28 protein-coding genes are annotated in these 26,218 nt (G+C 60.0%); 4 read left to right on the top strand and 24 right to left on the bottom strand.

Translation table 11 applies throughout. From position 1 onward, the window contains the following. Positions 1-88: 88 nt before the first annotated feature. The 4 genes from KFE19_05475 to KFE19_05490 all read right to left on the bottom strand — a co-directional run bounded on the left by KFE19_05475 (position 89) and on the right by KFE19_05490 (position 4,886). Positions 89-2,329, bottom strand: a complete 2,241-nt coding sequence (locus KFE19_05475; GenBank protein ID QUO38958.1) for an ABC transporter permease — start codon at positions 2,327-2,329, stop codon at positions 89-91. Beyond that, a complete protein-coding gene (locus KFE19_05480) occupies positions 2,319-3,086 on the bottom strand; it encodes an ABC transporter ATP-binding protein (GenBank protein ID QUO38959.1) in 768 nt (255 codons plus the stop codon). Before KFE19_05480 ends, KFE19_05475 begins: the two co-directional genes overlap by 11 nt. Positions 3,087-3,198: 112 nt before the next feature. Further along, on the bottom strand, positions 3,199-4,218 hold the full coding sequence (locus KFE19_05485) for a sensor histidine kinase (GenBank protein QUO38960.1): 1,020 nt from the start codon (positions 4,216-4,218) through the stop codon (positions 3,199-3,201). After that, the gene (locus KFE19_05490) at positions 4,215-4,886 is read right to left on the bottom strand and encodes a response regulator transcription factor (GenBank protein QUO38961.1); all 672 of its coding nucleotides are present in this window, start codon (positions 4,884-4,886) and stop codon (positions 4,215-4,217) included. The genes KFE19_05485 and KFE19_05490 overlap by 4 nt, the downstream gene beginning before the upstream one ends. A 99-nt stretch (positions 4,887-4,985) precedes the next feature. On the opposite strand from KFE19_05490, the gene KFE19_05495 reads away from it, so the two are divergent. Then, the gene (locus tag KFE19_05495; protein QUO38962.1) at positions 4,986-5,351 is read left to right on the top strand and encodes a hypothetical protein; all 366 of its coding nucleotides are present in this window, start codon (positions 4,986-4,988) and stop codon (positions 5,349-5,351) included. A gap of 158 nt (positions 5,352-5,509) precedes the next feature. Here the strand turns inward: KFE19_05495 and KFE19_05500 are convergent, their stop codons facing one another. From KFE19_05500 to KFE19_05520, 5 genes are all read right to left on the bottom strand, one after another. Beyond that, positions 5,510-5,980 (bottom strand): hypothetical protein, encoded by a 471-nt coding sequence (locus tag KFE19_05500; GenBank protein ID QUO38963.1) that lies wholly within the window; start codon positions 5,978-5,980, stop codon positions 5,510-5,512. Between the two features lie 25 nt (positions 5,981-6,005). Next, positions 6,006-6,515 carry a helix-turn-helix transcriptional regulator gene (locus tag KFE19_05505; protein QUO38964.1) on the bottom strand — a complete coding sequence of 170 codons (510 nt, stop codon included), beginning with the start codon at positions 6,513-6,515 and terminating at the stop codon, positions 6,006-6,008. A gap of 138 nt (positions 6,516-6,653) precedes the next feature. Continuing rightward, positions 6,654-8,018: a HAMP domain-containing histidine kinase gene (locus KFE19_05510; protein ID QUO39532.1), complete on the bottom strand. Its 1,365-nt coding sequence runs from the start codon at positions 8,016-8,018 to the stop codon at positions 6,654-6,656. Beyond that, positions 8,015-8,680 carry a response regulator transcription factor gene (locus KFE19_05515; protein ID QUO39531.1) on the bottom strand — a complete coding sequence of 222 codons (666 nt, stop codon included), beginning with the start codon at positions 8,678-8,680 and terminating at the stop codon, positions 8,015-8,017. The genes KFE19_05510 and KFE19_05515 overlap by 4 nt, the downstream gene beginning before the upstream one ends. 9 nt (positions 8,681-8,689) lie before the next feature. Next, positions 8,690-9,550, bottom strand: a complete 861-nt coding sequence (locus tag KFE19_05520) for a Tat pathway signal protein (GenBank protein ID QUO38965.1) — start codon at positions 9,548-9,550, stop codon at positions 8,690-8,692. 269 nt (positions 9,551-9,819) lie between these two features. On the opposite strand from KFE19_05520, the gene KFE19_05525 reads away from it, so the two are divergent. Continuing rightward, entirely contained in the window at positions 9,820-11,151 is a 1,332-nt protein-coding gene (locus KFE19_05525; protein ID QUO38966.1) for an ATP-binding protein, read from the top strand. Positions 11,152-11,274: 123 nt separating this feature from the next. On the opposite strand, the gene KFE19_05530 is transcribed toward KFE19_05525, so the two are convergent. From KFE19_05530 to KFE19_05550, 5 genes are all read right to left on the bottom strand, one after another. Beyond that, positions 11,275-12,846 (bottom strand): hypothetical protein, encoded by a 1,572-nt coding sequence (locus KFE19_05530; GenBank protein ID QUO38967.1) that lies wholly within the window; start codon positions 12,844-12,846, stop codon positions 11,275-11,277. Then, positions 12,839-13,546 carry an ABC transporter ATP-binding protein gene (locus KFE19_05535; GenBank protein QUO38968.1) on the bottom strand — a complete coding sequence of 236 codons (708 nt, stop codon included), beginning with the start codon at positions 13,544-13,546 and terminating at the stop codon, positions 12,839-12,841. The genes KFE19_05530 and KFE19_05535 overlap by 8 nt, the downstream gene beginning before the upstream one ends. Positions 13,547-13,584: 38 nt before the next feature. Continuing rightward, positions 13,585-13,755, bottom strand: a complete 171-nt coding sequence (locus tag KFE19_05540) for a hypothetical protein (GenBank protein QUO38969.1) — start codon at positions 13,753-13,755, stop codon at positions 13,585-13,587. A 53-nt stretch (positions 13,756-13,808) separates the two neighbouring features. Next, entirely contained in the window at positions 13,809-14,750 is a 942-nt protein-coding gene (locus KFE19_05545; protein ID QUO38970.1) for a hypothetical protein, read from the bottom strand. Positions 14,751-15,114: 364 nt separating this feature from the next. After that, the gene (locus tag KFE19_05550; protein ID QUO38971.1) at positions 15,115-15,639 is read right to left on the bottom strand and encodes an XRE family transcriptional regulator; all 525 of its coding nucleotides are present in this window, start codon (positions 15,637-15,639) and stop codon (positions 15,115-15,117) included. 320 nt (positions 15,640-15,959) lie between these two features. Here KFE19_05550 and KFE19_05555 point away from each other — a divergent pair, with 320 nt between their 5' ends. Further along, the gene (locus KFE19_05555; GenBank protein ID QUO38972.1) at positions 15,960-16,520 is read left to right on the top strand and encodes a sigma-70 family RNA polymerase sigma factor; all 561 of its coding nucleotides are present in this window, start codon (positions 15,960-15,962) and stop codon (positions 16,518-16,520) included. Then, complete coding sequence (locus KFE19_05560) at positions 16,517-17,281, top strand: hypothetical protein (GenBank protein QUO38973.1); 765 nt, start codon at positions 16,517-16,519, stop codon at positions 17,279-17,281. Before KFE19_05555 ends, KFE19_05560 begins: the two co-directional genes overlap by 4 nt. Before the next feature lie 166 nt (positions 17,282-17,447). Here KFE19_05560 and KFE19_05565 read toward each other — a convergent pair whose 3' ends face one another. The 10 genes from KFE19_05565 to KFE19_05610 form a co-directional block, all read right to left on the bottom strand. Next, on the bottom strand, positions 17,448-17,981 hold the full coding sequence (locus KFE19_05565) for a sigma-70 family RNA polymerase sigma factor (GenBank protein QUO38974.1): 534 nt from the start codon (positions 17,979-17,981) through the stop codon (positions 17,448-17,450). A 1-nt stretch (position 17,982) separates the two neighbouring features. Further along, positions 17,983-18,447: a hypothetical protein gene (locus KFE19_05570; GenBank protein QUO38975.1), complete on the bottom strand. Its 465-nt coding sequence runs from the start codon at positions 18,445-18,447 to the stop codon at positions 17,983-17,985. 446 nt (positions 18,448-18,893) lie between these two features. Continuing rightward, a complete protein-coding gene (locus KFE19_05575) occupies positions 18,894-19,448 on the bottom strand; it encodes a hypothetical protein (GenBank protein QUO38976.1) in 555 nt (184 codons plus the stop codon). A 17-nt stretch (positions 19,449-19,465) separates the two neighbouring features. Next, a complete protein-coding gene (locus KFE19_05580) occupies positions 19,466-20,995 on the bottom strand; it encodes a S1 RNA-binding domain-containing protein (protein QUO38977.1) in 1,530 nt (509 codons plus the stop codon). Positions 20,996-21,044: 49 nt separating this feature from the next. After that, a complete protein-coding gene (locus tag KFE19_05585) occupies positions 21,045-23,087 on the bottom strand; it encodes a type IV secretory system conjugative DNA transfer family protein (protein ID QUO38978.1) in 2,043 nt (680 codons plus the stop codon). Next, complete coding sequence (locus KFE19_05590) at positions 23,041-24,201, bottom strand: hypothetical protein (protein ID QUO38979.1); 1,161 nt, start codon at positions 24,199-24,201, stop codon at positions 23,041-23,043. The genes KFE19_05585 and KFE19_05590 overlap by 47 nt, the downstream gene beginning before the upstream one ends. Next, the gene (locus KFE19_05595) at positions 24,198-24,392 is read right to left on the bottom strand and encodes a hypothetical protein (GenBank protein QUO38980.1); all 195 of its coding nucleotides are present in this window, start codon (positions 24,390-24,392) and stop codon (positions 24,198-24,200) included. The genes KFE19_05590 and KFE19_05595 overlap by 4 nt, the downstream gene beginning before the upstream one ends. Next, positions 24,367-25,056: a hypothetical protein gene (locus KFE19_05600; protein QUO38981.1), complete on the bottom strand. Its 690-nt coding sequence runs from the start codon at positions 25,054-25,056 to the stop codon at positions 24,367-24,369. Before KFE19_05600 ends, KFE19_05595 begins: the two co-directional genes overlap by 26 nt. Continuing rightward, on the bottom strand, positions 25,043-25,585 hold the full coding sequence (locus KFE19_05605; GenBank protein QUO38982.1) for a hypothetical protein: 543 nt from the start codon (positions 25,583-25,585) through the stop codon (positions 25,043-25,045). Before KFE19_05605 ends, KFE19_05600 begins: the two co-directional genes overlap by 14 nt. Continuing rightward, positions 25,546-26,199, bottom strand: a complete 654-nt coding sequence (locus KFE19_05610) for an HD-GYP domain-containing protein (protein ID QUO38983.1) — start codon at positions 26,197-26,199, stop codon at positions 25,546-25,548. The genes KFE19_05605 and KFE19_05610 overlap by 40 nt, the downstream gene beginning before the upstream one ends. Positions 26,200-26,218: the final 19 nt, after the last annotated feature.

A 26,218-nucleotide genomic window follows, 5' to 3' on the forward strand; every position in this document is an offset into this window, starting at 1 on the left:
GATCTTATCCCCTATTATAGGTTCTATTGGTTGGGAAGACAAGAGCATCCTCAAAAGGCTGCCGGCTTGACGAAGCCGGCAGCCTTCTTCATATGGGAAGCGCCCTCCCGTCTGGAGCCGTTCCGATGGCCTTTTTGAATAGCAGCCAGGTGCTGAGAAAATAGCAGATCAGCAGCAGTATCAGGATCCCCGCCGTCACAGCGATCTGCGCCATCAGGGTGCCGAACCCGATGTAGGCAGCGATCTCCGCGGACACGGTCTGCAGGAAATAGACGATCACCACCATTGAAACGAGAATCGCTACGGCGATGGGAAGCCCAAACCACACTCCAAGCTGCCGGAGCACCAGCCTTCCGATGCGTCCCTCTTCCACGCCCAGTTTCCGCAGGACGGAGAAGCGGTAGCGGTACTGGCCCGCGTCCAGGAGCTGCTGCAGGGACAGTACCGTGAGGCAAATGACCATCAGCACTACGGCCCCGTAGAGCATGGCGGCCTGCAGGACAAAGTTCCCGGCCTTCGTGCTGTTCACCTGCAGGGTGCTCAGCCGGATGGAGTAGGATACGCCGGTGTCAGCCAGCTCCGGGTACTGGCCGGTAAAGGCCTGCTCCAGTTCCCGGGCGTTGTCATAGGAGATGGCCTCCTCTGTTGTGATGTAGCGGTTGCACATCACCGGGAGCAGTTGCTCACACACGCTGTCCGGGAAGATGTAGAGGACATCCGTGTAGGAGTTGTAGGCCGTCTCCCCGATGGAGTCCTCATAGAAGGGCTGCGCCGAGAGGGTCAGCGTACCGGCGTCGGTCTGCACCTGCGGATGCTCCCGCAGGAAGCTGTCCCGCTCTTCCTCCGTGGCGATGGCCTTCCACTGGGTCGCAAATTCTCCGTCCGCCAGGGTGATGGGCGTATAGCCCAGCATCTCCCGGATGGCGTTGTAGTCGCTCAGGGCGATGGCCGCGACGGGGAACTCGTATTTCACCCGGTTGTGGAAGTCCGCCCGCTCCGGCAGGTACAGGCTGAAGGCGCAGTCGCCTGCCACGGGGATATGGTGCCCGGTAAGGTACGCCGTGACCTCGTCATAGTTGTCGTCGGGCAGGTCCGCCTCCTCATACACGTCGTTATACCGGGAGAAGATCTGCACATCGTACATGGAGCGCTCGTCCAGGTATCCGGAGGCCCACCCCACCAGGATCGGCGCGGCGATGAATAGGAAGATGGCCAGCACCAGGGTCACACAGGTCAGCGACATCGTCTTACTGGTGATGCTCAGCTTGGAGATGATCTGCCCGAAGAAGAACAGGTTTTCTCCCTTGTAGCGGTGCTCCGGCGCCCCCTCCTTCCACGCCGCGAGAAAGCTGCTGGCGAGATAGAGCAGGGCGCAGATCAGGAAGATCAGATCCACCAGGACAAAGAGCAGGTACTGATTGACGCCCCCACCTCCCAGGGCCAGAAGATAACGGCTGTTCAGCGCCGGCATGCTGGCCGCCGCAATGGTATTCAGAAGGGAGCAGAGTAGAAGCCCGGAGAGGAGCGCCGGGAACCCGCCTTTCCTCCGCCGGAGCATCCAGAGGACCGGCCACAGAAGGCTCATGGCCGGAAACAGAATGTTCCCCCCAAACATGAGCTGCACGGGCAGCGCAAAGCGGCTGTCCCAGTAGAACAGAACCTTCTGCACCCCGGTCACACACATCCAGACCGAGAACACTTCAAAGATAATCGCAAGCACCCAGATCCAGCGGCTTTTGCGAAGCGCCGGCCCGTTTTCCCGGTCCGCCGTGAGCATGTCGATGATCTTCATCTTCCGGATGGCCCGGGTGTTGGAGAGGCCCACCACCAGGAAGCTGAGAATGAAGAATCCCGCCGTCAGCAGCACAGTGTCAGGGAACATCGTCCAGGTGATCTCATACTGCTTTCCATAGGAGGTGAGCAGCAGCGCCGTGATGAACTGGGAGCAGAACACCCCCAGAAAGATGCCGGCGGCAATGGACACCAGCCCCATCAGGAAGGTTTCTGCGAAGAAGAGCCGGCCGATGGTCCGCTGCTCCATCCCCATGACGGACTGGAGGGCAAACTCCCGTTGTTTCCGGCGGAGCATATAGCGGTTGACGAAGCGGATCAGGAACAGCAGAATCAGAGTGACGGCGCAGATGGCCAGCTTCATGCCGTCGCTGAGCATGGTGAAGTCATACTCCGTTCCAATATCCGGCTCGTAGTAGCTGCTGGAGATAGAGAGAAAGGAATAGAACAGGGTGACGCAGACGGTCATGGTCAGGAGGTAGACCAGGTAGTCCTGGATCGACCGCCGGGCGTTTCGGAGGACGAGCTTAGCATACATGGCTCTCCCCTCCTCCCAGCAGAGTCAGGACATGCAGGATCTTCTCAAAGAAGGCGCTCCGGCTGTCGCTGCCCTTATTCAATTCGGTAAAAATCTTCCCGTCCTGCAGGAACAGGATTCGGCTGGCATAGCTGGCGGTGAAGGCGTCGTGGGTCACCATGAGGATGGTGGCGCCCAGCTGCTCGTTGATGCTCTGGATGGTGGATAGGAGCATCTGCGCCGAGTGGCTGTCCAGCGCGCCGGTGGGCTCGTCAGCCAACAGCAGTTTTGGGTGATTGATGATGGCCCGGGCGCAGGCACACCGCTGTTTCTGTCCCCCTGATACCTGATAAGGGTACTTATCCAGGATGTCCCGGATATTCAGCTTCTCGGCCATCTCCCGGATGCGGGGCTCCACCGCACCGGCGGGCGCCCCGTTGATGGCGAGGGCAAGGGCGATATTCTCGGAGATGGTCAGGGTATCCAGCAGATTGAAGTCCTGAAAGACAAAGCCCAGGTTTTCCCGACGGAACCGGGCCAGGGACTTGGGCCGCAGCTCCGTCACGTCCGTCCCCTCCAGATAGATGTGGCCGGCGCTGACGGTGTCGATGGTGGAGATGCAGTTGAGCAGGGTGGTCTTGCCGGAGCCGGAGGCCCCCATGATCCCCAGGAACTCCCCTTCCGGGACGGAAAAGCTGATGTCCTGGACGGCCTTCGTGACATTTCCCCCGTTGCCGTAGTATTTCTGGATGTGCTCCAGCTTCAAGATAGGCTCCATGTGTCCTGCCTCCTATGTTCGTTTCTTGCCCCTATTGTACCTGCCGCGCGGCCGCTTTTGTATCAACTTTTCTTTCACAGTTCTTACAAAAATGTAAGAAGTGCAGAGCCGGTCAGCTCTGCACCCCTGTGATAAAGTCGTTGATATGGAAGGCGAGGGTGATGGTGGTTCCGCTGCTGCCATCTGAGGATGCGGACAGCCCGATCCCCAGCTTGTCGCACAGACGCTTGCAGAGATACAGGCCGATGCCGGTGGAGCTGTGGATGGTCCGCCCGTTCTGGCCGGTAAAGCCCTTCTCGAAGATCCGCGGCAGATCGCTCTCCGGGATGCCGATCCCGTTGTCCGCAATGGACAGGAGCACCTGGTCCCCCGACCGCTCCGTGAAGATGTGCAGGACGGGCTGCTCCGGGGAGCGGTACTTGACGGCGTTGCTGATGATCTGATTGAGGATAAAGCGCACCCATTTATCGTCGGCATAGACGACTATCTCCAGGTCATCCACCGTGATGGCCATATCGCACTGCCGCAGCAGATACTTATTGTCGGCGATGGCCCCATGCACCACATCCGCCAGGCTCATCTCCCGGATGGAGTAGTCCTTCTCTGTGTGCTCGCTGCGGGCGTAGTAGAGGGCCTGCTCCGCACAGCGGTTGATGTTCTCCAGCTCCGCCAGCACCTCCCGGGAAAAGGGGGAGCGGTTGTTCTCACACAGCAGCTTCAGCGCGGTGATGGGCGTCTTGACCTCGTGGACCCACTGCTCGATGTAGGTCCGATATTCGCCCCGCTCCCGCTCCACCTCGCCGATCCGCTCCAGCATGGACTTCCCGGCCATCTTCAGGAGCTGATAGTACACCTGCTCCTCCGCCTGGTCCGGCACCGGCATGACCTCGGGGAGCAGATACCGCTCCTTCAGCTGCCCGGCCATTTCCAGCAGCTTCTCCAGCCGTTTCTTTCGGGAGACATAGCCGGCGGCAAGGTACAGGGCCAGGACAAGCGTCCAGGCGGTAAGGATGAACAGGACCGTCTGAATGTCGTTCCCCACCGCCAGCAGGAACAGGGACAGAGCCAACGCGCCCAGCAGGTTCAGCAGGATGACGGGCAGATGGTTTTTGAGAAACAATTTCCCGCTCATATGGTGTACCCCTGCCGGTGCTTGGTCTTGATAAAATCTGTCAGGCCGAGGCCGGCCAGCTTCTCCCGGATGCGGGTGATGTTGACGCTCAGGGCGTTGTCATCCACATAGAGCTGGTTGTCCCAGAGGAAGTCCACGATGTCGCTGCGGGAGCAGATCTTCCCGGCGTGTTTGAAGAGGTAGTAGAGGATCTTGACCTCGTTCTTGGTCAGTTCCGCCGCCTTCCCGCCGTATGCGATGGTGCTGTTCTCCAGGTGCAGCTCGGCGCCATTCCAGGTGAGGACCTCAGCGGCCTGGGAACTGGCTCCCGCCTTTCGCAGCAGGGAGGCGATCTTGGCCAGCAGAATCGCCGGATTGTACGGCTTTGTGATAAAGGCGTCCCCGCCCAGCATGATGCTGTTGAGCTCGTCCATGTCCGTGTTGCTGCTGGTGACAAAGATGATCGGCAGGTCGGAGAAAGCCCGAATCTGGGAGCAGATCTCGAAGCCGCTGCTCCCAGGGAGCTTGATGTCCAGGAGGACGAGGTGGGGCGCAAACGCCCGGAATTGCTCCACAGGATTCGTAAAGTCCGTAACCGCTTCCACCTCATACCCGTTTCCGGCCAGGAGGTTTTTCAGCTGCGCCTGGATGGTGGGATCATCCTCGATGACCAGAATTTTCTCTTTCATAACGACACCTCCCGGAATTTTCATTATACTGTATCCGTGAGCATTTCGCAATCAGCCAAATGACAGAGGACACACTACAAACTGAGGAGGTATAAGATCATGATCTACACGGAAACCGAGAAAAAGGAACTGGATGAAGTCCGCATGGTATTCGCGGAGCATCTCCAGCAGTGCCCGGATTATGAGCTGCTGTGGTCGGACAAGGTGGGTTACGTCTGGCTGGCCATCGGCCTGGAGCCGCTCTATGTGGATACCGGCCGCCGGATCGAGTCGGCGGAAGACCTCTGCCGGGAGTGCCTGGAGAGCATCGGAATGGACACCCTATATCTCACCGACAACGACCACGGGCTGGAAAACGCCGATCCCCTGGAGCGCGCCGAGATCCGCCGGCGCTGGAAACCCTTTATGGATCAACTCCCGCAGTTCGCCTATCTCTGCGGGGAGATCCTCCCGCAAAAGGACTAATGTAAAAGCCTGCCGGCTGCCTCATGAGGGACAGCCGGCAGGCTTCAGTTGATCGGCAAAACCAGTTCCGCCCTGGCGCCGTGATCGGTATTGGCCAGATTGGGCGGCAAATCCCATTCACTTGCCTTTGTCGGACTCGGCTGTGTCCTCTAATCAAATCAGTTCAATACAGCCTGATATCCATTTGTCTGATCCCCGGTGATGGTAATGCAATAGGATTCACCAAAGTGTGCCTCCCACGAGATTGGCTCCATATACTTTGTGATGTCATCCGGATATACATTTTCATAGTTGGGCGCCACATATTCGGTTATGATTCTAAACTGCATGGACAGCTCGAAGGTGTCAGAAGAGAGATTGAGTTCCTCCCGATTCCACACCACAATATTATCCGAGTCGTGCTGGATCAGCGATCCGTCCGCGTTGGATATGCCGCCGCTGTATTCGCGGCCGCCTGCGCGATAATCATAAACCAGCAGCCCAACATCTTCTTCTGTGTCCAATTTTAGGTGCAGGGCAATTTCATCATCAGCAGGCACATATTCGTCAGGAATAATCTGATTGTAAATAACGAGGCTCAGGCCCAGCACAATCACAGCCGCGGCAGCAATTCCGATGATCTTTTTCATTTGAGAAACACTCCTGTTGATCCACTCAATCCTTTTTGCGTGTGAAGAAAATTCCGATGAGTGCGGCGATCAAGATAACAGGCGCCACTCTGACAAACAGCCATTCAAAGGCGTGGAACGCCACTCCCAGGACAGCGGTTTCAGGGTCACTGTAATCCCAGCCCAAATAAGGACTGTTTACTATAATCAGGGCCGCAAACATCACGAGGATCATGGCACATATGGAAATCAGCAGCCAGCGAATGATAGCTCTTCTCATGGTCTTCCTCTGCGCCAGCTGCAAATTGATCACCTCCAATTTTTCAGAAATTGCTTGTAAGCGATCCGCCTCCGACTCCATAACTGTTTCTCCCAGCAGCGTGCTCACAGGCGTTTCCAGCGCCTGCGACAGGGCAATCAACAGATCGGCGTCTGGAACCGACAAGCCTTGCTCCCATTTTGAAACTGTTTGCCGCACAATGTTCAGCTTGACGGCAAGCTCCTGCTGGGAAAGGCCCTTTGCTTTTCTGATCGCTTTTATATTTTCGTTGAGCATAAAGGACAGCCTCTTTTCTTTCCGTCGCTGCCGTTATTGTAGCCGAAATTGCCCGTTGCCGCAAGCAACGGGTCTTAACATCCCCAGAAAGCGGCAATAAAGCCTGCCGGCTGCCCCTTGAGGGGCAGCCGGCAGGCTTCAGTTGATCGGCAAAACCAGCTCCGCCCTGGCGCCGTGGCCGGTGTTGGCAAGATGCAGGGCCCCGCCGTGGCGCTTCGCGGTCTGGGCGGCGAAATAGAGGCCCATCCCCATGTGGCCCTCCTGGGGCCGGCTGGCGTCGCTGGTGTAGAAGGCCTGGCCCCCCCGGGCCAGGGCCTCCGCGGAAAAGCCGGGGCCGGTGTCCTCCACGGCGATGGTCAGCGCCTCGCCGTCCGCGGCCACGGACAGGGTGACGGCGCCGCCGGTGGGCGTGTAGCGCGCCGCGTTGTCCAGCAGATTGCTCACCGCCCGGTCCAGGTCCCCCCGGTAGACCGCCAGCTCCAGCCGGGGCGCCTCCGGGCAGCGGAACACCGCCGGCTTTGCCCCGCAGAGGCTTTGGCCCACCTCCCGCCAGCCCTCGGCCAGCGCCGGGAGGGAAAACGTTTCCTTTTTCCGGCTGAGGGCGGCCTCGGAGCCGGTCATGGCCCGTAGCTGGGCCACATAGTCCTGGAGGCGGAGGGCGCTGCGGAAAATGGCGTCCACACTCTCCCGCTGGCCCTCGGTCAAGGCGTCCTCCCCCAGCAGCTCCGCGTTGCCGCTGATGACGCTGAGGGGGGTCTTGAGGTCGTGGGTCAGGGCCGCCAGCTCCAGCCGGCGCTGCTGCTCCATGCCCCACTGGCTCTCCAGGGACTCCGCCAGGTTCCGCCGCAGGTCGTCCATGGCCTTTAGCGTCGCCCCGAACTCCCGCACCCTCGCCCGCCCGGTGATGGGCACGTCCAGCCGCCGCTGGGCGATGGCCTCCGTGGCGCCGGTGAGCAGGGCGGCGTCCCGCCGCAGGAGGCCGGCGAAGTGATGGGTGGAAATGGCGCCCGCCGTCAGCCAGGCGAGCAGCAGAACGATGGTGGCGCAGGTCTGGAACTCCGGCAGGCGGCGCTGAAGCACCTCGGCGCCGTAGGGCATGGAGTAGTCATATTGGATTACGCAGGTGGTCCCGTCCGGCAGCTGGGTCAGCCGGTGGTACTGGGAGTAGAACATTCCCTGGGGGTCCCGCTCCCCGGCCAGGGCGGCCTCGGCGTAGTCCAGGTGCTTCTCATCCATGTTCCCCGGGTCCCGCACCTGCCCGCCCCCGTCAAAGATGGCCCAGCGGTAAAAGTAGGGGATCTCCTCCGTGTCCAGTTCCCCGGAGGAGAGGGCCTGGGCCACCGCCTCCACCCCGCTGGCGGCGGTGTTGGCCGGATACACGATGCCATACCGCATCATGGTGGTCATGCCAAACCACCAGAGGACCGCCAGCAGGATGACCACGACGCCGGTGGTGATCAGATACCGCCAGAACAGCGCGGTGAGGCCGGCGGGCCGTCTTATCCATTTTTCCACTTGTAGCCCACCCCCCAGACGGTTTCAATAGGGCTCTCCCCTGCCGGGCGCAGCTTGGCCCGGATGTTCTTGATGTGCTCCGTCACGGCCGAGGCGTCCGCCTCGCCGTCGTAGCCGAAGGCCGCCTCATAGAGCTGCTCCTTGGAGAAGGTCTGGCCCGGGTGCATGGCCAGGTACTCACAGATGGCGTACTCCCCCTTGGTCAGTTTCAAGGGCGTGTCCTTCCAGTACACCGCCCGCTCCCCCAGGTCGAAGTCCAGCGCCCCCCGGCGCAGGCGGGCATGGGGCGTGCGCTGCTCCCGGCGAAGGTGGGCCGCCACCCGGGCCCGCAGCTCCGCGACGCGGAAGGGCTTGGTGAGGTAGTCGTCCCCGCCCAGCCCCAGGCCGGTGAGCACGTCGGCCTCCTCGGTCTTGGCGGTGAGGAAGAGGATGGGGCAGTCCGCCAGCCCCCGGATGCGGCGGCAGAGGGCGAACCCGTCCTCCCCCGGCATCATCACATCCAGCAATATGCAGTCCGCCCAGCGGCAAGCGGATTCGTCCACCTCCCGGCCGCTCAGGCGGGTGGACACCTGGTGCCCGTCCCGCTCCAGGGCGGTCCTCAGCAGGGCGCAGAGATCCTTGTCATCATCCACCACCAGGATATGGGCCATCATGTCACCTCAGTTCAGCAGAAGGTACAGCCCCCAGGAGAGGGCGTAGAGAATGTAGATGTGGGCGGGATAGAAGGCATAGAACAGCAGCTTATGCCCGCCGCCCCGCCGGCCATTATACCACAGCATCAGGGGCGCCGCCAAGATGCCGTAGATCTCATAGTACTGGGTGAAGAGCTGCCACCAGACGAAGTCCGGGGCCATAGCGGAGGCTATGGCGGCCATATAGACTACGCCATAGAGGATGTAGTAGACGGAGAAGGCCGCCACCTGCACACCCCGGCGCTTTCTAAACAGGTAGAGCACCAGCCCCATCACCAGCACCGGCCAGCCGCTGTCCCCGGTGGTGCCCCATGTGGGCAGGACCGAGTAGGCGGCAAAGCCCAGCGGCGTGGCCAGAGCGGGAAAGGCCACAGACAGCTGGCTTGCCAGGATGGGCCAGGCCAGGGGGAGGATCACCGCCGCCAGCCCGGGCAGGACCTTTTTCTGTCCCAGCCAGTCGATGCCCTGCCAGATCACCATGAGCACCGCGAAGGTGGTCATCATGCCGTTCCCCGGGTAGAACCCGTCGGGCCGCACCAGGATGCCGCCGAAGGCCATGAAGAACAGCAGGGCGGACATGGCGGCGGAGAGGATGTAGACCTTGGCGAAGTACTTCTTCCGGCTGTGGGTGTGGGTGAAGCCCTCCACCAGGCAGAAGAGGAACAGGGGCGCTCCCAGCCGCCCCACCATGCTGAACCACTCCGGGATCATGCCGGTGAAGCCGAAGAAGTAGTGGATGTGGTCCATCACCATGGTGACCAGGGCGATCCACTTGAGCCCCGTCTCGGTGATGCCGCCGGTCTTAGTCAATGCGCGTGTCGTTTCCATAGCAGAAGTCTCCTTATCAGATTCTGCCGCTATGGTAACAGGCAATTCTAAGGAAAGTATCAAGATGGATTGGAAAATATCCAGTCGGACTCTGAAGTTACTCCCTGCTGCCGCCCCCCCTGCGTAGTCATCACCCCGGCGGCTAAACGAGTTCTCTCCGGCGGTCCCTCTATTTGATAAGTTCGGATTTTTGAATATAAAATCTATTGAAAAGTCATACTATATGCAGTATAATCCTATTGAAAAATCTGTTCATCAGGAGGTGCCGTATGCTTTACCGAAAAATAGCCTCTCTGATCGAGGCACATCTGCAATCGGGCTCGAACAAGATCCTGCTCATTGACGGCGCACGTCAGGTGGGCAAGACCTACATCGTCCGCTATGTGGGGCAGAAGCTGTTTGAGAACTACATCGAGATCAACCTGGTGGAGGACGCGCTGGGCGCCGGGCTGTTTGCCAACGTCCGGACGGTGGAGGACTTCTACCTTCAGGTGAGTATGCTCGCCGGCGACAGGATGAAGGAAAAGGAAAATACGCTGATTTTCCTGGATGAGATCCAGGCCTATCCTCACCTGCTCACCATGCTCAAGTTTCTGGCTCAGGACGGCCGGTTCACCTATATCGCAAGCGGCTCGCTGCTGGGCGTCACGCTGGCGCAGACCCCCTCCATTCCCATGGGCAGCATCCGAAAGGTCCAGATGTTCCCCCTGGATTTTGAGGAGTTCCTGTATGCGAATGGGCTGAATGAATTTGCCATCACCGCTATGCGCCGGAGGTTTGAGGCATTGGAGGCGCTGGACGAGGCGACGCACAACAAGGTAATGGATCTGTTCCGCAAGTATCTGCTGGTCGGCGGGCTGCCCGATGCGGTCAATACCTATCTGGCGGAGAAGAACATACAGACTGTGCGGGAGATCCAGCGGGAGATCCATGACTACTATGCCGCCGACGCCTCAAAATACGGCGAGGAGCGGAAGCTGATGATCCGGCGCATCTACGACCTCATCCCCTCCAATATGGAGAACAAGAAAAAGCGCGTGGTGGCCAAGAGCATCGAGGATAAGAAGGGAAAGACCTTCCGCGATTACAGCGACGAGTTTGAGTATCTGATCAGCGCCGGGATCGCCCTGCCCGTTCAGGCCATCTCCAATCCGGTTTTCCCGCTGATCGAGTCCGCAGGGAAAAACCTGCTCAAGCTCTATCTCAACGATGTGGGACTCCTGACGTGCCTTCTTTACGGGAACAATATCCGCGCCGTCCTGGATGATGAAAAGAGCATCAATCTGGGATCCGTCTATGAGACTGTCGTCGCCGGCGAACTGGCCGCCCATGGCTATAAGCTGTACTACTATGACAACCGCAGCAAGGGCGAGGTCGATTACCTGATCGACGATTATAGCAGCCTTTCCGCCGTCCCCCTTGAGGTCAAGTCCGGCAAGGACTATACCGTACACAGCGCGCTCAACACCTTTGTCCAAAATGAGGACTACCATATCAAGAAGGCATTCGTACTGTCCAATGAGCGCAAGGTATCCAGCAAGGGGAAGATCACCTATCTCCCGATCTACTTTGTCATGTTCTTCTCCGCAGCCTCCGGCTGAGGCATTTTTCTTGACTCTGCCGTGAGTTTCTTCCTACGGTGGCCCATAAAAACGAAAAAGGCGGGGGAGCTGCGCCATCCGGCACAGCTCCCCCGCTCTTTTCTTCGGTGAAGATCTCCTATATTACGTCCGTAGCCGGAAGGTCCGGGGCGCGAACTTATAGACCAGGATGCTGGCCACGATGGAGTACGCCACACAGAAGGCGATGCACATCGCGCCGAACATCAGGATGGGCATACGGACGTTGATCATGGCGTAGCACACCACATAGGTGAGGACCATCACGATGCGGTAGGTCCCGCTCTTCATCTCCGTGCCGGCCGTGTAGGGCTGCAGCAGGTAGTAGACGGTCAGGTAGTGGATGGAGAAGAAGGCGCTCATGGCGAGGATGGTGACCACCAGCACCACATAATTGAGGGGGTTGTCCGTCCCGCCGGAGATATAGAGGATCAGCGCCAGGCCGCACCCGATCACCAGCGCCGGCACGGCGTTGACCTTAATGATCTCCCGCAGCCGGATGCGAAACAGCCTGAGCACGAACCCCGGGCGCTTGTAGAAGGAGTAGGTCAGAAGGCTGTGGTCGCAGTTCATGAACAGGGCCTGGGTAAAGCCGGTGCCCCGGTTGATGAGATACATGATGAAGGCAAAGTACGGCAGCCACGTCATGACCATCTTATTGATGTCCGCCTTGGTGCCGGGCTGGATCACCATGAGCAGCACCGCGCCGCAGCAGAGAAACAGGCAGACATAGGCGATGCGCAGGGCGGATTTCCACAAAATCTTCCGGTGCCGTTTGACGAACAGGTCGTTGAGGAACTCAAAGCCCTTCTTTCGGCTGGTGATGGACGTGTCGGCGGAGATGTTCTTCTCATTGGCCGTCTTGACCGCCGCTCTGGCCTTGTCCATCTGGCCCGGGATCTGGGCCAGCAGCTCCTGGTTCATCTCCCGGTAGTAGCGGAAGGTTCCCACCCGCCGAAGGCTCAGGAGCCCCAGCGGGATCCAGACCAGGAACAGCGCCGCCGAGGCCCAGAGGGGCAGGACGAAACCCACGGCGGGCGGCACATAGGCCAGGGCCAGCAGGAGCGCCGTCAGCAGCCAGGCTATCTTCTGGAGGTTATTCTCATTGCGGACATAGCCGTGCTTCTCATAGTCCCGCAGGGAGTCGGCGGCCACCGCCACCTTCACGCCGGCGATGCAGACAGGGATCAGCAGGCACAGCCACAGCGGCACGCCCCGGTCCAGGCCAAAGAGGATGGTGAAGGGCAGGAACCCCACCACGACCTTCCCCAGGGCGTAGCCGTAGTTTACCAGGGTGTAGGACCGGGCGTTCATCCGCAGAAGGATCATGGCGTAGTACTTGTCCAGGGTGGGGTTGAAGAGGCTGGTGTTCATATACGAGCCGATCAGCGTCAGGAACAGCAGGATGTGCAGGAACCCGAGGCCCGCCGGCGCCCGCTCGTAGAGGAGCCCCACGCCGCAGACCATGGTGAGGAAGTAGAGGAGCTTCCCCAGGAAGATGGACACGATCTTCCACAGCACCGAGAGGATGTTGGCGAAGATCTTCAGCCCCCGCACTTGATAAAGCCGGTCGGGCAGCACCCGTTTCAAAAGGGGGATCTGCTTGAGGGAGTGCAGGATGCCGTTGACCCGGTATGTATTTTTCAGGGCGAATGAGATGCGCAGTGTTTTAAGCATAGCTCTCCTCTTTCAGCGCCGCGATGATCTTCTCCTTGAAGGCGTGGTCGTCCAGGTTGGACTTCTCCACCACCTCCAGCTCCCCGTGGCTGAGCAGCACGATCTCGTCGCACAGATCCAGGGCCAGGTCCAGGATGTGGGTGGAGAAAATGGTGATCCGCCCGTCCTTCAGGGACCGGAGCAGGTTCTTCATCTCCTCGGCCACCACCACGTCCAGGCTGGTCAGCGGCTCGTCCAGGAGCAGGATGTTGGGCTGGGCGATGATGTTGACCAGCATCTGCATCTTGTTCTTCATGCCGTGGGAGTAGTCCTTCAGCAGCTTGTCCCGGTCCTCCGGGGCGATGCTCATTTCCGCAAAGTATTCATCCAGGGGCTTGGGGGCCCGGATGGAGTCTGCGTTGATGTCCACAAAGAACTTGAGGAACTCCCGACCGGTGAGGAACTCCGGCACCGTGGGCGTGGAGAGGACATACCCGATGTCCTCCGCCGCCACCTCCCGGCGCTCACCGTTTTCCTCGATGTAAAAGCTGCCGCTGTCGGCCTTGAGGTCCCGGTTCAGGCAGTTGAAGAGCGTCGTCTTACCGGCGCCGTTTCGGCCTAAAAGGCCGTAGATCCTCCCCTCCTCAAAGGTAAAGTCGATGTCTTTCAGCACCTCTTTCTGCTCAAAGCGCTTGGACAGGTGCTCAATGATAAATTTCATGGGTTACTCCTTGCAGTCGATTTTCTCCCAGCGGCCTCTCACTGGATGCGAAAGCCGTTGGAGGTCTTCTGGAACACATATGCCAGCATGGCGTCGTGGTCGGGGAACGCCACCGGATCAAACCCCTCCTCCGAATGGAAGGACACCACCTGGTCCGTCCAATTGATCCAGAGCAACTGGGGCGCCTGGGCACCCGCGTCATCATCCATACTCGTTATTCTCCTTATTCCCTCTTGTTTCCCATACCGCTTAGCGATTTATCCTACATGGGCACGCTGCTGACCAGGCCCTCGATCTCCTGCCGCAGTCCGGCCCGCTCCCGCTCCGCCTGGTCCGCCATCTGCCCCAGGCGGTCCAGGACGGCGCAGATCTGCGCCCGGGTGTCCTCCACCTGGGCCTGGGCCTGGTTGATCCGGTCCAGCACCGCCCAGTCGGCGAAGATACCGTCGAACACATAGTCGGCAAATCGGAGGAAGCCGTCGATATTGACCTGGAAATCAGCGCTGATGGTCACGTCGGCCAGCTCTGTCCGGAAGGCGCGCAGCTGCGACTGCAGGTACTCCACCGCCGCCTGTGCCTCATCCAGCCTGCTGTGCTTGGCCAGGTCGGCGATGAGCCCACCGCCGATCAGGTCCCAGGTGCCCCAGCCCTCCGCGCTGCTCAGGCTCTCCAGGATCCCATCGGCCGTCGCCAGGGCGCTCTGCCCGGCGGCGGACGCCTCCCCCAGCTCACGCTCCTGGCTCTCTAAGTAGGCCTCGCGCTCCTCCATGCGGAGGATCTGTTCCGCGGCCGCGCCGCCGGCGGCCTTGACCGCCTGGGTCTTCTCCCGGAGCAGCGCGGCGTACCGCTCCTCGCAGCCGTCCAACTCCTCCAGCTCCGCATGGCACCGGGCCAGATCCTCCTCCGAGCCGGCCAGCTCCCGGGCCGCCGCGTCATACCGCACCCGGGCGGCGTAGGCCTCCTGCCGCTCCTGCGTCAGCTTTTCATCCATCTTCCCTACCACGTTGTAGAAGAAGGCGGCCAGGCTCCGGCCCTCCAGCCGGTCCACATCCGCCTGCTCCTCCCGCATGGCTTCTTTCAGCTCCTCCGCCCTGGCGGCGTAGGTATCCCGCTGGCGCCGCAGCTCCGCGGCCGAGGCCTCCAGTTTCCGCTTGCGGGCGCACTGGGCGAGCAGCTCCTTCAGCTGCTGGTCATAGCCGTTCATCTCGTTTCGCTCCTTTCCCTTCCCAAGGCATCAATTCTCTCTGCAAAAGAGGGCTTCACCCAGCTGTGAAGCCCTCAGCCGCCGCCGGATCGGGATGGGAGCCCAACCCTTCAGGCGGATCTCTTTAAGGTCACCTGGACGCCCAGTGTCTGGGCGTAAGCGGGATTTTTCCGGAGGTTCTCCATCAGGCGGATCGCCAGGAGTCTCGTTTTTGGATCCATCGCCGTCACCTCGCTGCGCAAACTTCACAGGAGCATCTGCTCTCTCTGCTTACCCGTATTCTACCATCCCGCACCAGCGGCTTCCAGCATCGGTTTGGCAAATTAGGCCCCTCTATTTCCACTGCCGCGGCAAAATACCCGGTTCAATCCCGCTCCGCACGCCGGCGCTCATATTCCTCATACCGTTCAGCGTCAATGGCGCCGGTGGCCAGCATCCGCTCCGACCACAGCTGCAGCGTCTCTACCGCGATGGAGATGCGCTCCAGCTCCTCCCGGATGCGGATGAAGTCCTCCAGCTCGTCGTCGCTGATGACGCCGTCGGCGGTGATCTCGATCAGCCGGTCCTTGCGCCGGTTCATGGAGTTGAGGGAGGCCAGCATTTCCAGGACGATCTGGGAGAGGTCCTTGATCTTCACCTCCGGCACATACTCCTGCCCGATGGGGCACTGATTGGCGCAGTAGTAGTTGCAAAGGCCCGGCTGCTTGTACTTCTCCGCCATGGTCAGCACCTCGTCCGGGTGGGGCAGGGACCGCTCGTTCTCGATCTTCTCGATGCGCTCGGGCGGAATGGACTCCAGCAGCTCGCCGGCGGCCTCCCGGGTCAGGTGCATGGCCTCCCGGGTGGTCTGATAGATGTTCTTATTCTCTCTCGTGGATGCTCTCCCCATGGCCGAAACCTCACAAACACAAAATCTAAGTGCCATTATAGGTGGTTCCGGCCGGAAAAGCAATTCCCATTTCTCACCGTCCCTTTTCAAGATAAGTAGTGATGGCCCAAACTCCGTCGGTTTCACCAAACAGCAAGCATTCCCTTTGGGCAGGCAGGACTATCATTCAGAACTGGATGGTGGTCCTATTGCTATATACTACAGTGATAACAATATGGTATGATTAAAGAGAAAGTTTTTTTCAAAAAAATGTGTGAGATTCGAGTTCAAAAGTTGTGTATATAGGTGAAAAGGTAAATAAGGAAGCGAGGTGAAAACCGATGGATGATGCACAGATAGTCCAATTATACTGGGATAGAAACGAGCAGGCCATCCATGCCACATCTGACAAATACGGGAACTACTGTACCTCGATTGCTAAGAATATACTGGGCAATCAGGAAGATGCTGAAGAATGTGTCAACGATACCTACTTAAACGCATGGAACGCCATGCCGCCTTACAGGCCAAGCATTCTGTCCACATTCCTTGGAAAAATTACAAGAAACCTGTCGTTTAACAGGTATAAACACAATACCGCCGATAAACGAGGTAGCGGAGAATTGCCTGTGGTTCTGGAGGAACTTTCTGACCTGGTGTCTGGCAAGGATGATGTTGAGCAGGCATTTGACCAAAAGGAACTCACGAAAGCCATTGATACATTTTTGGATCGTCTATCACCAAAGAAAAGAAGCATTTTTATCAGCCGATATTGGTACACCGACAGCATTTCAGAAATTGCCGTCCGGCACAATATGAATGATGGAGCTGTATCAATGACTCTTAACCGCATCCGCCTAAAACTACACAACTACCTTTTAGAAAGGGGCTTTGAACTATGACGAATGAAAAACTGTATGAAGTCCTCGGTGACATCAATGAGAATCATATCAACGAGGCAAGGGCATATCACAAAGCAAAGAAGCCCGGCTGGGTAAAGTGGGGAGCTATTGCGGCTTGTTTGTGCTTGATGGTACCATTAACCGCATTTGCTATTGATACAATTCAATATAATGCGGCAGTCGATTATCTGAATTCCCTCGGTATTCCTGTTGAAGATTTGGGCGACTACTCCCACAAAGAAATAAAAGAAGCAGTAAAAACCATCGATGCTGGAGAAAGTAGTCCATTAACCGAAGAAATCCTTAACCTATTGCCAGGTAACGAAGAGCAGATTGACGTGCCGACACAAGTAACATCTGAACAGATAAGAGAATTAGAGCCAGCTATGACAAGAGAAGAAGTCCTTTCCCTTTTGGGCAATACACAAGATATTGGTTCTGGCATCTATATTTATGTTTATGAAGTAGACGGAGAATATTTGTTGCACATTCCATTTGCAAGTGATGGTGCTCAGTTAGGTGTTACAGGCGAAGATTTATTAAAGGCATTGACCCCTATTTCTGGGGATATAGGTTCTAATGGAACCATTGAATTTAATGGACAGTCATTTAGCAAATCTGACTTGACCGAAGAAACTCTTGAATGGCTTGAATGGTATAATTCCTTGTCGCCAGAAGAACAACTTGCTGTTAGTTCAATCCCTGCCGACCTATATACCGATGACGGTGCAGGAACACTTGATTCAAACGCAGAAGAATAACTTTGTTTCCCCACAAGGGCAGCCGAGAAAATCGACTGTCCTTTTTCTATGCCGACAGACAGAGAGAAATTTTAATAAGCTGTCGGGATTTCCGTCAATTTGACGGGAATTTTCAATTTTCTTTGAAATCACTACTTTCCTTAAAAAGGGAGTTCTCACCTGCCCATCACTCTGAAGCGCCGAGGGCCTTGCGGGCCCTGGACACCCACGCCGTTACATGATTTGCCGGCACGCCGAACATCTCCCCGATCTCCCGGTTGGTGTACCCGTCCATCAGCATCCGGATGGCCTGGAACCCCTTGGCTGTCACGCCGGCGGCCCCGGCCTCCGCCCGCTCCAGGCGCACCAGGAGCGCCGAGCAGGCTTCCCGCTGCTCCGGGGTATCATCGTCCAGCACCGTGCAGGGCAGCTCGGCAGGATCGGTGGCGACCTCCCGCCCCCGGCGGGTGGCGCGCTCCAGTTCGGTATAGATTTCATTGCGGATGAGCCGGTAGGCGTAGGTGGAAAAGGCCACCGTGTGCCCCGGTTTATCCGTCTGGGCCGCTTTGCAAAGCCCCAGGCAGCCGATCTGGAACAGGTCGTCGTAGTCGAACATGCTCCCGGCGCCCAGGGTATGGACGCAGTCCTGGATCACCTTGCCCACCAGTCCCATGTTCTCTTCTACCTTCATCCGCTGCTCCTTCGTAAGCGGCGACAGCATATCATACACCTCCTGCTACCTCTTTCAATTTGTTTTGCTGCTCCAGCCGCTCCCGGAGCAGTTTCCGGCTCTCGTCAATGACCACCTGACAGTAATACTCGCCCAGATGTCCGATATGGGCGTGGGCCATGGGCGCCTGTACGGTCATGGCCAGCCACTGGTAGGCGTTCCGCTTGCTCATGAGTCCGGACTGATACAGTTTGTTGAACTCCCGATGCGCGGCATAGCGCAGCTGCCGCAGTTTCGGCCCGGCCAGGCTCCCCATGGGCTCCAAGGTGCCTGGGTGCGCCATCACATAGGAATCGCACGCCGGGTACCGGGAGCAGACATAGGCCATCGCACCCGGCCGGTGCGTCCTGCAAAGGCCCTCCGCGCTTCGAAGCACAGCGGGGCTGCCGCAGTGGCAGCGCAGGCGTCCGGCGCCGGGCAGCACCCCTGTCCGGCTGCGTCTTGATCTCTTGCTCACCTTGTATCCCACCTTTCCGGAAGAGATCTTCCATAGTTCCTACTCGCACCGGCTTTATCACAGCCGGCTGAAAAACAAAAAAGGCCGGAAGCCCGCTGAAAAAAGACAATGCAGAGCCAGGTGCTGGAGTATTGGTGTCGCATCCAGCCATTGACTCTGCACTGTATTTCAGCGGCCTTCCGGCCACATATTTTATCAACAAGACCTGCGCTTTGTGGGGCCGCGGGACAGCGGCTCCGTCACGATTCCCCGCCTGCACCGGCAGGTCTGACGCCAAGGCGCCCCGGCGTATCGAGAGCCTGCGCGCAGTATCTTGCTACAATGAAATTATAACAGGATGCCGGCAAATAGTCAATGAAAAAACGCAGTTTTTGCGCGATTTCCGCCACTTTTTTGCCCATCTCAGTCTGGGAGATTTTATCTCAGTCTGGGGCGGTTTTTGCCGGTCAATACTGTTCCTCATCCTCCTCCGCCCACTCGTCGTAGTCGGCCTGCTGGCGGCGTCGCTTGGCGAAGTAGAGGGCCACAAGGCCGCCGATCCCGCAGGCGAGGCCGACGAAAAACACCACCATAGGAGCGATGGGGACGCCGGCAGGCTCTCCGGCGGGGACCTGCTCCTGCGGCTGCTGTACCTGTCCGGAAGGCTGCTGGGCTGAGCTGTCCGGCTGCTGCTGGGTATCAGGAACCTGCTCTGCGGGCGGGTCAGGGATGGGGACGGTGGAGTTGATGCAGCTGAGGGTGTAGGTGGTGCTGCCGCCCAGATCCATGGTCAGAACACCAGTCTCGTCCACTATGATGGGGGCCGGGAAGACTCCGGCATCGGTGCGCAGTTCAAACTCCACGCCCGCCCAGCGCGTGCCTAGCTGAAGTACCAGCTGGTCCGGCTGCTGGGTGATCTTCGGCTCGGTGCCGTCCGTATCCGCGAAGGCCGTGGTACAAAGGCACATGGCCAGGCACAGGGCGGTCAGGAGGGTCACCCGGAGCCGTCTCTGGATCGTCATGGTCCGCTCCCCTCCCCTCAGCGCGTGGTGGACATGTGGGTGATGACGCCCCAGATCCGGTTGTTCTCGTGGTTGATGCCCAGGATCCGCACCGTCGCCCTGGCGCCCCGGGGCGGCCGGCCGCGCTTGGGATAAGTACACAGGCAGTCGATGCCGCCGTCCAAGGACACGAACACGCCGTTGAGATCGACCATGCTGACGGTGCCCACATAGCGGTTGCCCACCACATACTTCTTCAGCGCCTTCTCATAGGGGTTCTCCATTGCCTGCTTCACCGAGGCGGTCACCCTGGGCCGGTTGCGGTCGCTGCGGTCCACCTCCAGCACCCGCACCAGCACGCGCTGGCCGGGCTGATAGTGCTGCGCGGCGTCCACCCAGCGCTGGTAGGACAGCTCACGGAGGGGGATATAGCACTCCGCGCCGAACAGGTCCACAAAGATGCCCGCCCGGATGACGGAGATGACCCGTGCCTCGGCGCGGATGCCCTCATAGATCTGGTAGTTGCCGTCCCGGTCGGTACGGAAGTAGTACTCCCTGCGCTTGAGCGCCATGGCCTCCAACCGGCTGGCCGCCACCACGTTGTGTTCCTGGTCGATGCCCTTGACGATGTAATCCACCTCCGCGCCCAGCCGCTTGTTGAGCAGGTAGTGGAGCACGTCGCCCTTGGGCTGGCCACGGTAGTCCTCCGGCTCCTCGATGGCCTCCAGCACCGGGATGATGACCTTGAAGTCGCCGTGGTAGATGACGGCATAGGACATCTCCGGGTTATCCGCCAGCCGCTCCACGCCCTGGATCGTACCGGTGAGGATCTTCTTGCTCTTGAGGGACTCCACCAGGTCCAGCAGGTCGTTGCGCAGCCGGTCTGTATCCGTCTCCACCGTCCGTTCAGCGTCGATGGATACCACCCGCTGGCGGCGCCTGCCCGGCATGCGGAGTTTCTGGGGCTGCCCGGATTCGGATTGCTCCTCCTCCGCGGGCACATCCTCTCCCCCGTCCTGCGCCTCCTGCACCTCTGCCGCCTTCTTGCGGGAGGTGCGCCGGCGCCTGGGCGGGGCAGGCGGCTCGGCGTCCCCTTCAGCCGCAGCGTCCCCTTCAGACTGAGTCGAGGCTTTGTCGTCCGGTTCTGTTTCCGGCTCAGTCTGGGAACCGAGATCGGCCGTGGGATCAAATGCCTGGCCATCGCCGGGTTCTTCAGCTGGTTCCAGGTCAGTCTGGGAACCGGCATTCGAGTCGGCGGATTCCATGTCAGTCTGGGATGAAAAGGTTTCTTGGCCAGACTCAGACTGGCTATCCGGGTCCCATTCCGGGTCAGTCTGGGGCGGAGCTGCCTGGCCATCGGGATCGTCGCCCGATTCCAGGTCGGTCTGGGGCGCGTCGGGATCCAGGCTCTTGGCAGCCGCCAGCTCCAGGTCCGTCACACCGGCATTGGCCACCTCGCCGGGCGGCGTTTCCTGCTCAGTCTGGGGGACGGGATCAGACTCAGTCCCGGTGGTTTCCTGCTCCGCATCGGGAGCCTGTTCCTCAATCTCTTTCTTGGTTCTTGCCATGGTATGGGTTCCTCCTTTGGTTGATGATGTGGGTTATGGGGGCGGACAATTAAAAATCCGCCGGCGGCCGGGAGCTCTCGTAGAGCGTCTTGGGCCGTTTGGCGGACTTTGCAGGGAATTCCGAGGGCTGACCGCCAGATGACGGTGACTTGGGGACGGGCGCCTTCGGCTTTGCCTGTGGCGGTTTCGCTTTAACGGGCGGCTTTGCGGCGGCGGCAGGCGCCGGTCCGGGCGGTTTGTCCATGTCGGGTTCAGCAGGCATGGACTGAGCCGGTGGCTCCAGCGGCTGAGCCGGCGCCGGGTCGGTTTGGTAGCGCTGGATACTGGTGCGCTCGCACTCTTTGGCATAGGGATGCTCGGTGAAGTCGAACTTCTTGGCCCGGAGCACCTTCTGGCCGCGCAGGATGATCAGCAGCTCATCGTTGGGGAGCCGGAGCACCTCGTCCGGGGTCAGCACCCGCCGCCGGCCGATCCCCTCCGTGTAGCGGTACTGGGGGATGACCTGCGCCAGGGCGAGACTCTGCCGTGTGGTCATGGTGGAGTTGACCTCCACCGTCATGTCCCCGCTGCGGGCGCTGAAGTACTCCGCAGTCACGTCATCCGTGGCGCCCAGCATGATCTGGGTGTCGGCGTTGCCCAGCAGCTCCGCCCACAGGTTATTGGGGTAGCGGTTTTGCAGCTGGGGAAGGCTTTGCGAGCACATGATGACCTGGAGCGCTCTCGACCTGATGGTAGACAGCCGCCTGCCGAAATCCTTGATGGTGCCGATGTTGTTCATCTCGTCCAGGATGATGTTGACCGGCACCTTGCAGCGCTGTTCCGGGGTGCTGTCGGCGTAGCGCACGAGCTTGATGAACAGGAATGCGAAGAACAGGGCCGACAGGAACTCCAGGGAGGAGTTCTGATCGTCCAGGATGATGTAATAGGCGCACTTGCTCCAGCCCGGTTCAGACAGGTCGATGTCGGAGCTGCGGGTGATCCGCCGCACGGCCTCGCTCTGGAGCACCTGGAGTCTGGTGCCAAGGCCCAGGACGATGCCTGCGCGCACGGTGTCGCTGGCCTGGCTGAACAGGCTGTACGGCCCCTTGGCCGGATGGCCGATGGGCAGCCGGTCAAAGAGCATGGTGAGTTCCTTCTCCGTGTGCTGGGTGAGCATCTGATAGACGGCGGCCAGGTTCCGCTCCTCCGGCGTGCGGGTGCTGTCCAGGTCCACATAAAGGATCAGGCTCTTGAGCAGGTTGCTCTCGCCGTTGTCCCAGAAGTGGTCGCCCTTCTCATCGCCCTTCGTGTTGGAGATGATCACGTCGGTGAGGATCTGGGCCATGAGTGTGTCGCCGCCCAGGTCAAACATGCAGTTCCAGGAGTCGCTGTACTCCGGCTGCAGAAGGTTATAGACCCGCACCTTATAGCCGTGCTTTTTGAACAGCTCCGCCGTGTCGGCGAACATCTCCGACTTTGGATCCGCGACCACTACCGACTCGCCGCGCCGGATGCTCTGGAACAGGGCCGGCCGGATGACGCCCCTGGACTTCATGGTGCCGCTGGCGCCGAAGACGGCGATGTGCTTATTGAGCCGGGTGTCCTCCGGCAGGCAGATGACGGAGCCGCGCTCCGTCTTGCCCAGGATGATCCCCTTTGCACGCTCCGGACCGGCCACCTCCAGCACGGAGCGCATCTCCTTCTCGCTCATCCAGCCGGATGTGCCGTAGGTGCCCCGCTTGCTGCGGGTGAAGTTGCGGGGGTCGTAGTCGTTGCTCCCAAATCGGTTTTGGAGCCGTACAAATACGAACAGGCCGCCTGCCAGCACCGCCGTGAATAAGGTGCATTTCAGGCCGCTCCCCGTCATGGCGCTGCGCCAGCACACAAGGGGCGAGAAATAGATGGCGCCCATGGTGGCCTTGCCGGTCATGCCGCCGTCGGCCAGCCACTTCTGGTAGCCAATGGTGAGCTGGCTGATGAGGCCGCCCAGATAGAGCAGCGCCGCCACACCCAGGATCACGGCGAGGACGATTCCCGCTGCGCGCACAGAATTACTTTTCATCGCATCAACTCCCTTCGTCTGCCCCCTCCCCTGCTCTGAGTCCGAGGGCATCTTCCAGATCCGGCAAGCCGATCTCCCGCAGCTGTGCCCGGCCGCCTATGTACCTGTCCACAAACTGACTCTGCCAGGGGAAGCACAGAATCTCATACGGCGCGCCGCTGTGCTCCAGCGCCTGCCGCACCCGCACCAGGCGGGCGATGTCGCCATCCAGGTGGGAGAGAATCAGGGTGTTCCCATCCTGTGCGTCATACTCCATCACACCGGGTAACCTCACACGCATCCGCTCCGGGAATACCGCGGCAAGCACCTGCTCATGCCAGTCTGAGAGCGTCAGGAGGCGTAGGAGGCGGGAGCCCTGCTCGGTCATGGGGATAAAATGCACATGGGGATAGATCCGGTCAAAGCGCAGCTCCATGCGCCGGCTCTTGTCGGACTCCAGTAGGGTCTGCAGCGCCAGGTCCATATGCTCCCCCAGCAGGATGGCATGGTCTGCCCGGGCGGGGCCCGCATTCATGCGGGCCAGCTCCTCCAGGTGCCGGGCGGTCTTGAACTCGCCCATCCCGCTCCACTTCATCACGGCGTCCCTTGTGTTGTAGACGGCGTAACAGTACCCCGGGCTGAAGATGGCGCCGGTGAGGCGGGTGAAGATGGTCTTGTTCATCTCGGTATTGTCCAGCTGCTTGACCGATTTTGCCGGGTAAAAGCAGGCATATGCCGGCACGACCTGCCGGATCGCCTGCTTCTGCAGGGGCGGCAGCAGGAAGGGGCGTGTTTCCACTCCGGCCCCCATACAGATTGCCACCGATTCCGCGACCCGATGATTTCGCTCCACATGGCTTACACTCCCGGAAAAGCGGTGACCGCCGGTGGCGGCAAGATACCAGCTGAGGGCTGCCGGGTGCAGGGCCTGCAGGAGCGATAGGGCGCTCTTATACAGCCGGATCGTCCGCCTGTTCCCCCTCCCGCTGGTGGTGAGCATTTTACAGGCGCCGAGGTCTGCCCCGGCGGGGGTACGGAAGTGCTGCACCACCTCCAGCCTTCTGACCAGCTCCTCCAGCGTCCGGACACTACCCAGCAGGTGAAGGGAGCGGTAGGGGTACTCCCCGCAGATGGCCAGCAGGAGCAGCAGGCGCCAGACGTGGCTGCCGGGCCGGAGCGTGATCATTCGGACTGCCCGGGGTCATCGGGATTTAAGGCATGGCTGTTGCTCTCTTTGCCGCAAATCGGCTCCCGGTCGCGCTTGGGAACCCCTGTCTTTTCGGGGATCTTCCGCCGTTTCGGATTTACGTGTGCCTGCGGCCTGGAAACGGGCCTAAAATCCCGTATCTTTTCAGGCCCATATTTCGCTCGTTTCATACAGGGTATCCTCCTTCAGATCGTCCGCCTGCTCCGCCGCCAGCCACTCGGGAAACCGGCTGGCGGGCACCACATACACCTCTGTACAGTCCACCTCCCCGGCTGTGCTGCAGTAGTAATGGGCGCACCGCCGGGGGGCGTCATCCGGCAGCAGGTAGAGCGTGATGATATCGGTCACCATGTTGACCTCAATGTTGTCATGGTCGCGGTAGGCCCGCTCCGGCCTGCCGCGCTGATACACATGCCGGTAAGCCAGCACGCAGCTGCGGTAGCACGCCGGCGGCTTGCCGTCGAAGTAGCGGCGCAGGGCGGGATAGAGATACTGCTGGATATAGATAGGCGATCCCGTTCCCTTCTTTGGAAGGAGCGCGGGGATCTTCAGCAGAAACCATCCCCGCCTGGCGTAGCCCATCTCAATGGGCACGGTGTCCAGCAGCATCTGCTCCGTCAATTCCGCTGCCTTCGGGTGCCCGGTATAGGCCGGAAGCACCCGTGCGAGCAGGGCCAGCTTCTCCACCTCCGCGGAGAAGGCAAAGGCAGAACCGAACGCGCCCGCCATATCCTCCCGTTCCAGCAGGCGCCGGGTGCGGGCAAGCTCCACAGCGGCGCGCTCCATCCGGCGCTCGGCCCCGGCCAAAGCCTGCCCAAAGTCAGACTGCGCCATCCCGGCCGCCCTCGCTCTCTGTGTAAAAGCGCACATCGGGCACCTCCTGACCGTTGTAGTCCACCGTGGCAAACAGGCACGGGACACTCGGCAGCACCAGCTCCTGCGCCATGTGGATATGAGGCAGGACAAAGATGTACCGCAGATCCTCCTGCGGCTGGAGCAGGCGGGCCAGATGCTGCTCCCCGTCGTAGAGGACGACGATCTCATAGCCGATGTCCTCCTTGAGGAAAAAGATCTGGGACGGATAGGTGGCCGGGTAGTGGGCCATGGGCTCCACCTTGTCAATGAACTGCAAAAGCACCCACACCGCGAGGATCATGCGCGGGTCCGGCTGGCACATGGGGTCAACTCCCAGATAGTACCCGCCGGAAATGTCATAGAGCAACACGTCACGCTTCAGCCCCCGGATGATCTTCTCCGCCGTCTGGGGCGGCTTATCCTTCAGCATGCGGACCACCTGCGTCTTGGTCAGCGCGCCATACTCCGTCAGCCAATGGATAATGTACTGTTCCTCCTGCAGCAGCATGGGCCAATCACCCCCTTCCCCTTGTGTGCATAATCTGCAGGAATGCGTAATCTGCTCCTTATGCGTATTTCCTCATGGCGCAGCGCCAGGGCCTGCGGGAGGTGGTCCAGCAGAAGTCCGACGAGTTTGGCGTCCAGTTTCACGCCGGCGAGGCTGGAGAGGTAATCGCAGGTACGCCGAATGCTCCACGGCCGCTTATAGGGGCGGGGCGAAAGCAGGGCGTCAAAGACATCGGCGACCGCGACCAGCTTCGAATGGGGATGGATCTCATTCCCGCGCAGGCCCAGGTAGCCGCTGCCGTCCAGGCGCTCATGGTGCTGGAGCGCCACGGCGGAGGCGGTGCGCATGGCGCCGTGGGTATGGATCAGGATATGGGCGCCGATGGCAGTGTGCATACGCATGATCGCATGCTCCTCTTCAGTCAGCGGTCCGGTCTTGCCAAGGATGGCGGGCGGGATGGCCGTCTTGCCGATGTCGTGGACAAGGGCGGACTGGGTAACTGTTCTCACCTCGGAGTCCGGTAAGCCGGCCAGCTTGGCCAGCAGTTCGGATAGTGCCGCCGTGCGGCGGCAGTGGGCCTGCTCTGCGGGAGGCAGAGGTGCGGGAAGATTCATAGTGCTGCCCTCCTTAACT

The sequence above is a fragment of the Dysosmobacter sp. Marseille-Q4140 genome, from assembly GCA_018228705.1.
Taxonomy (GTDB): Bacteria; Bacillota; Clostridia; order Oscillospirales; family Oscillospiraceae; genus Oscillibacter.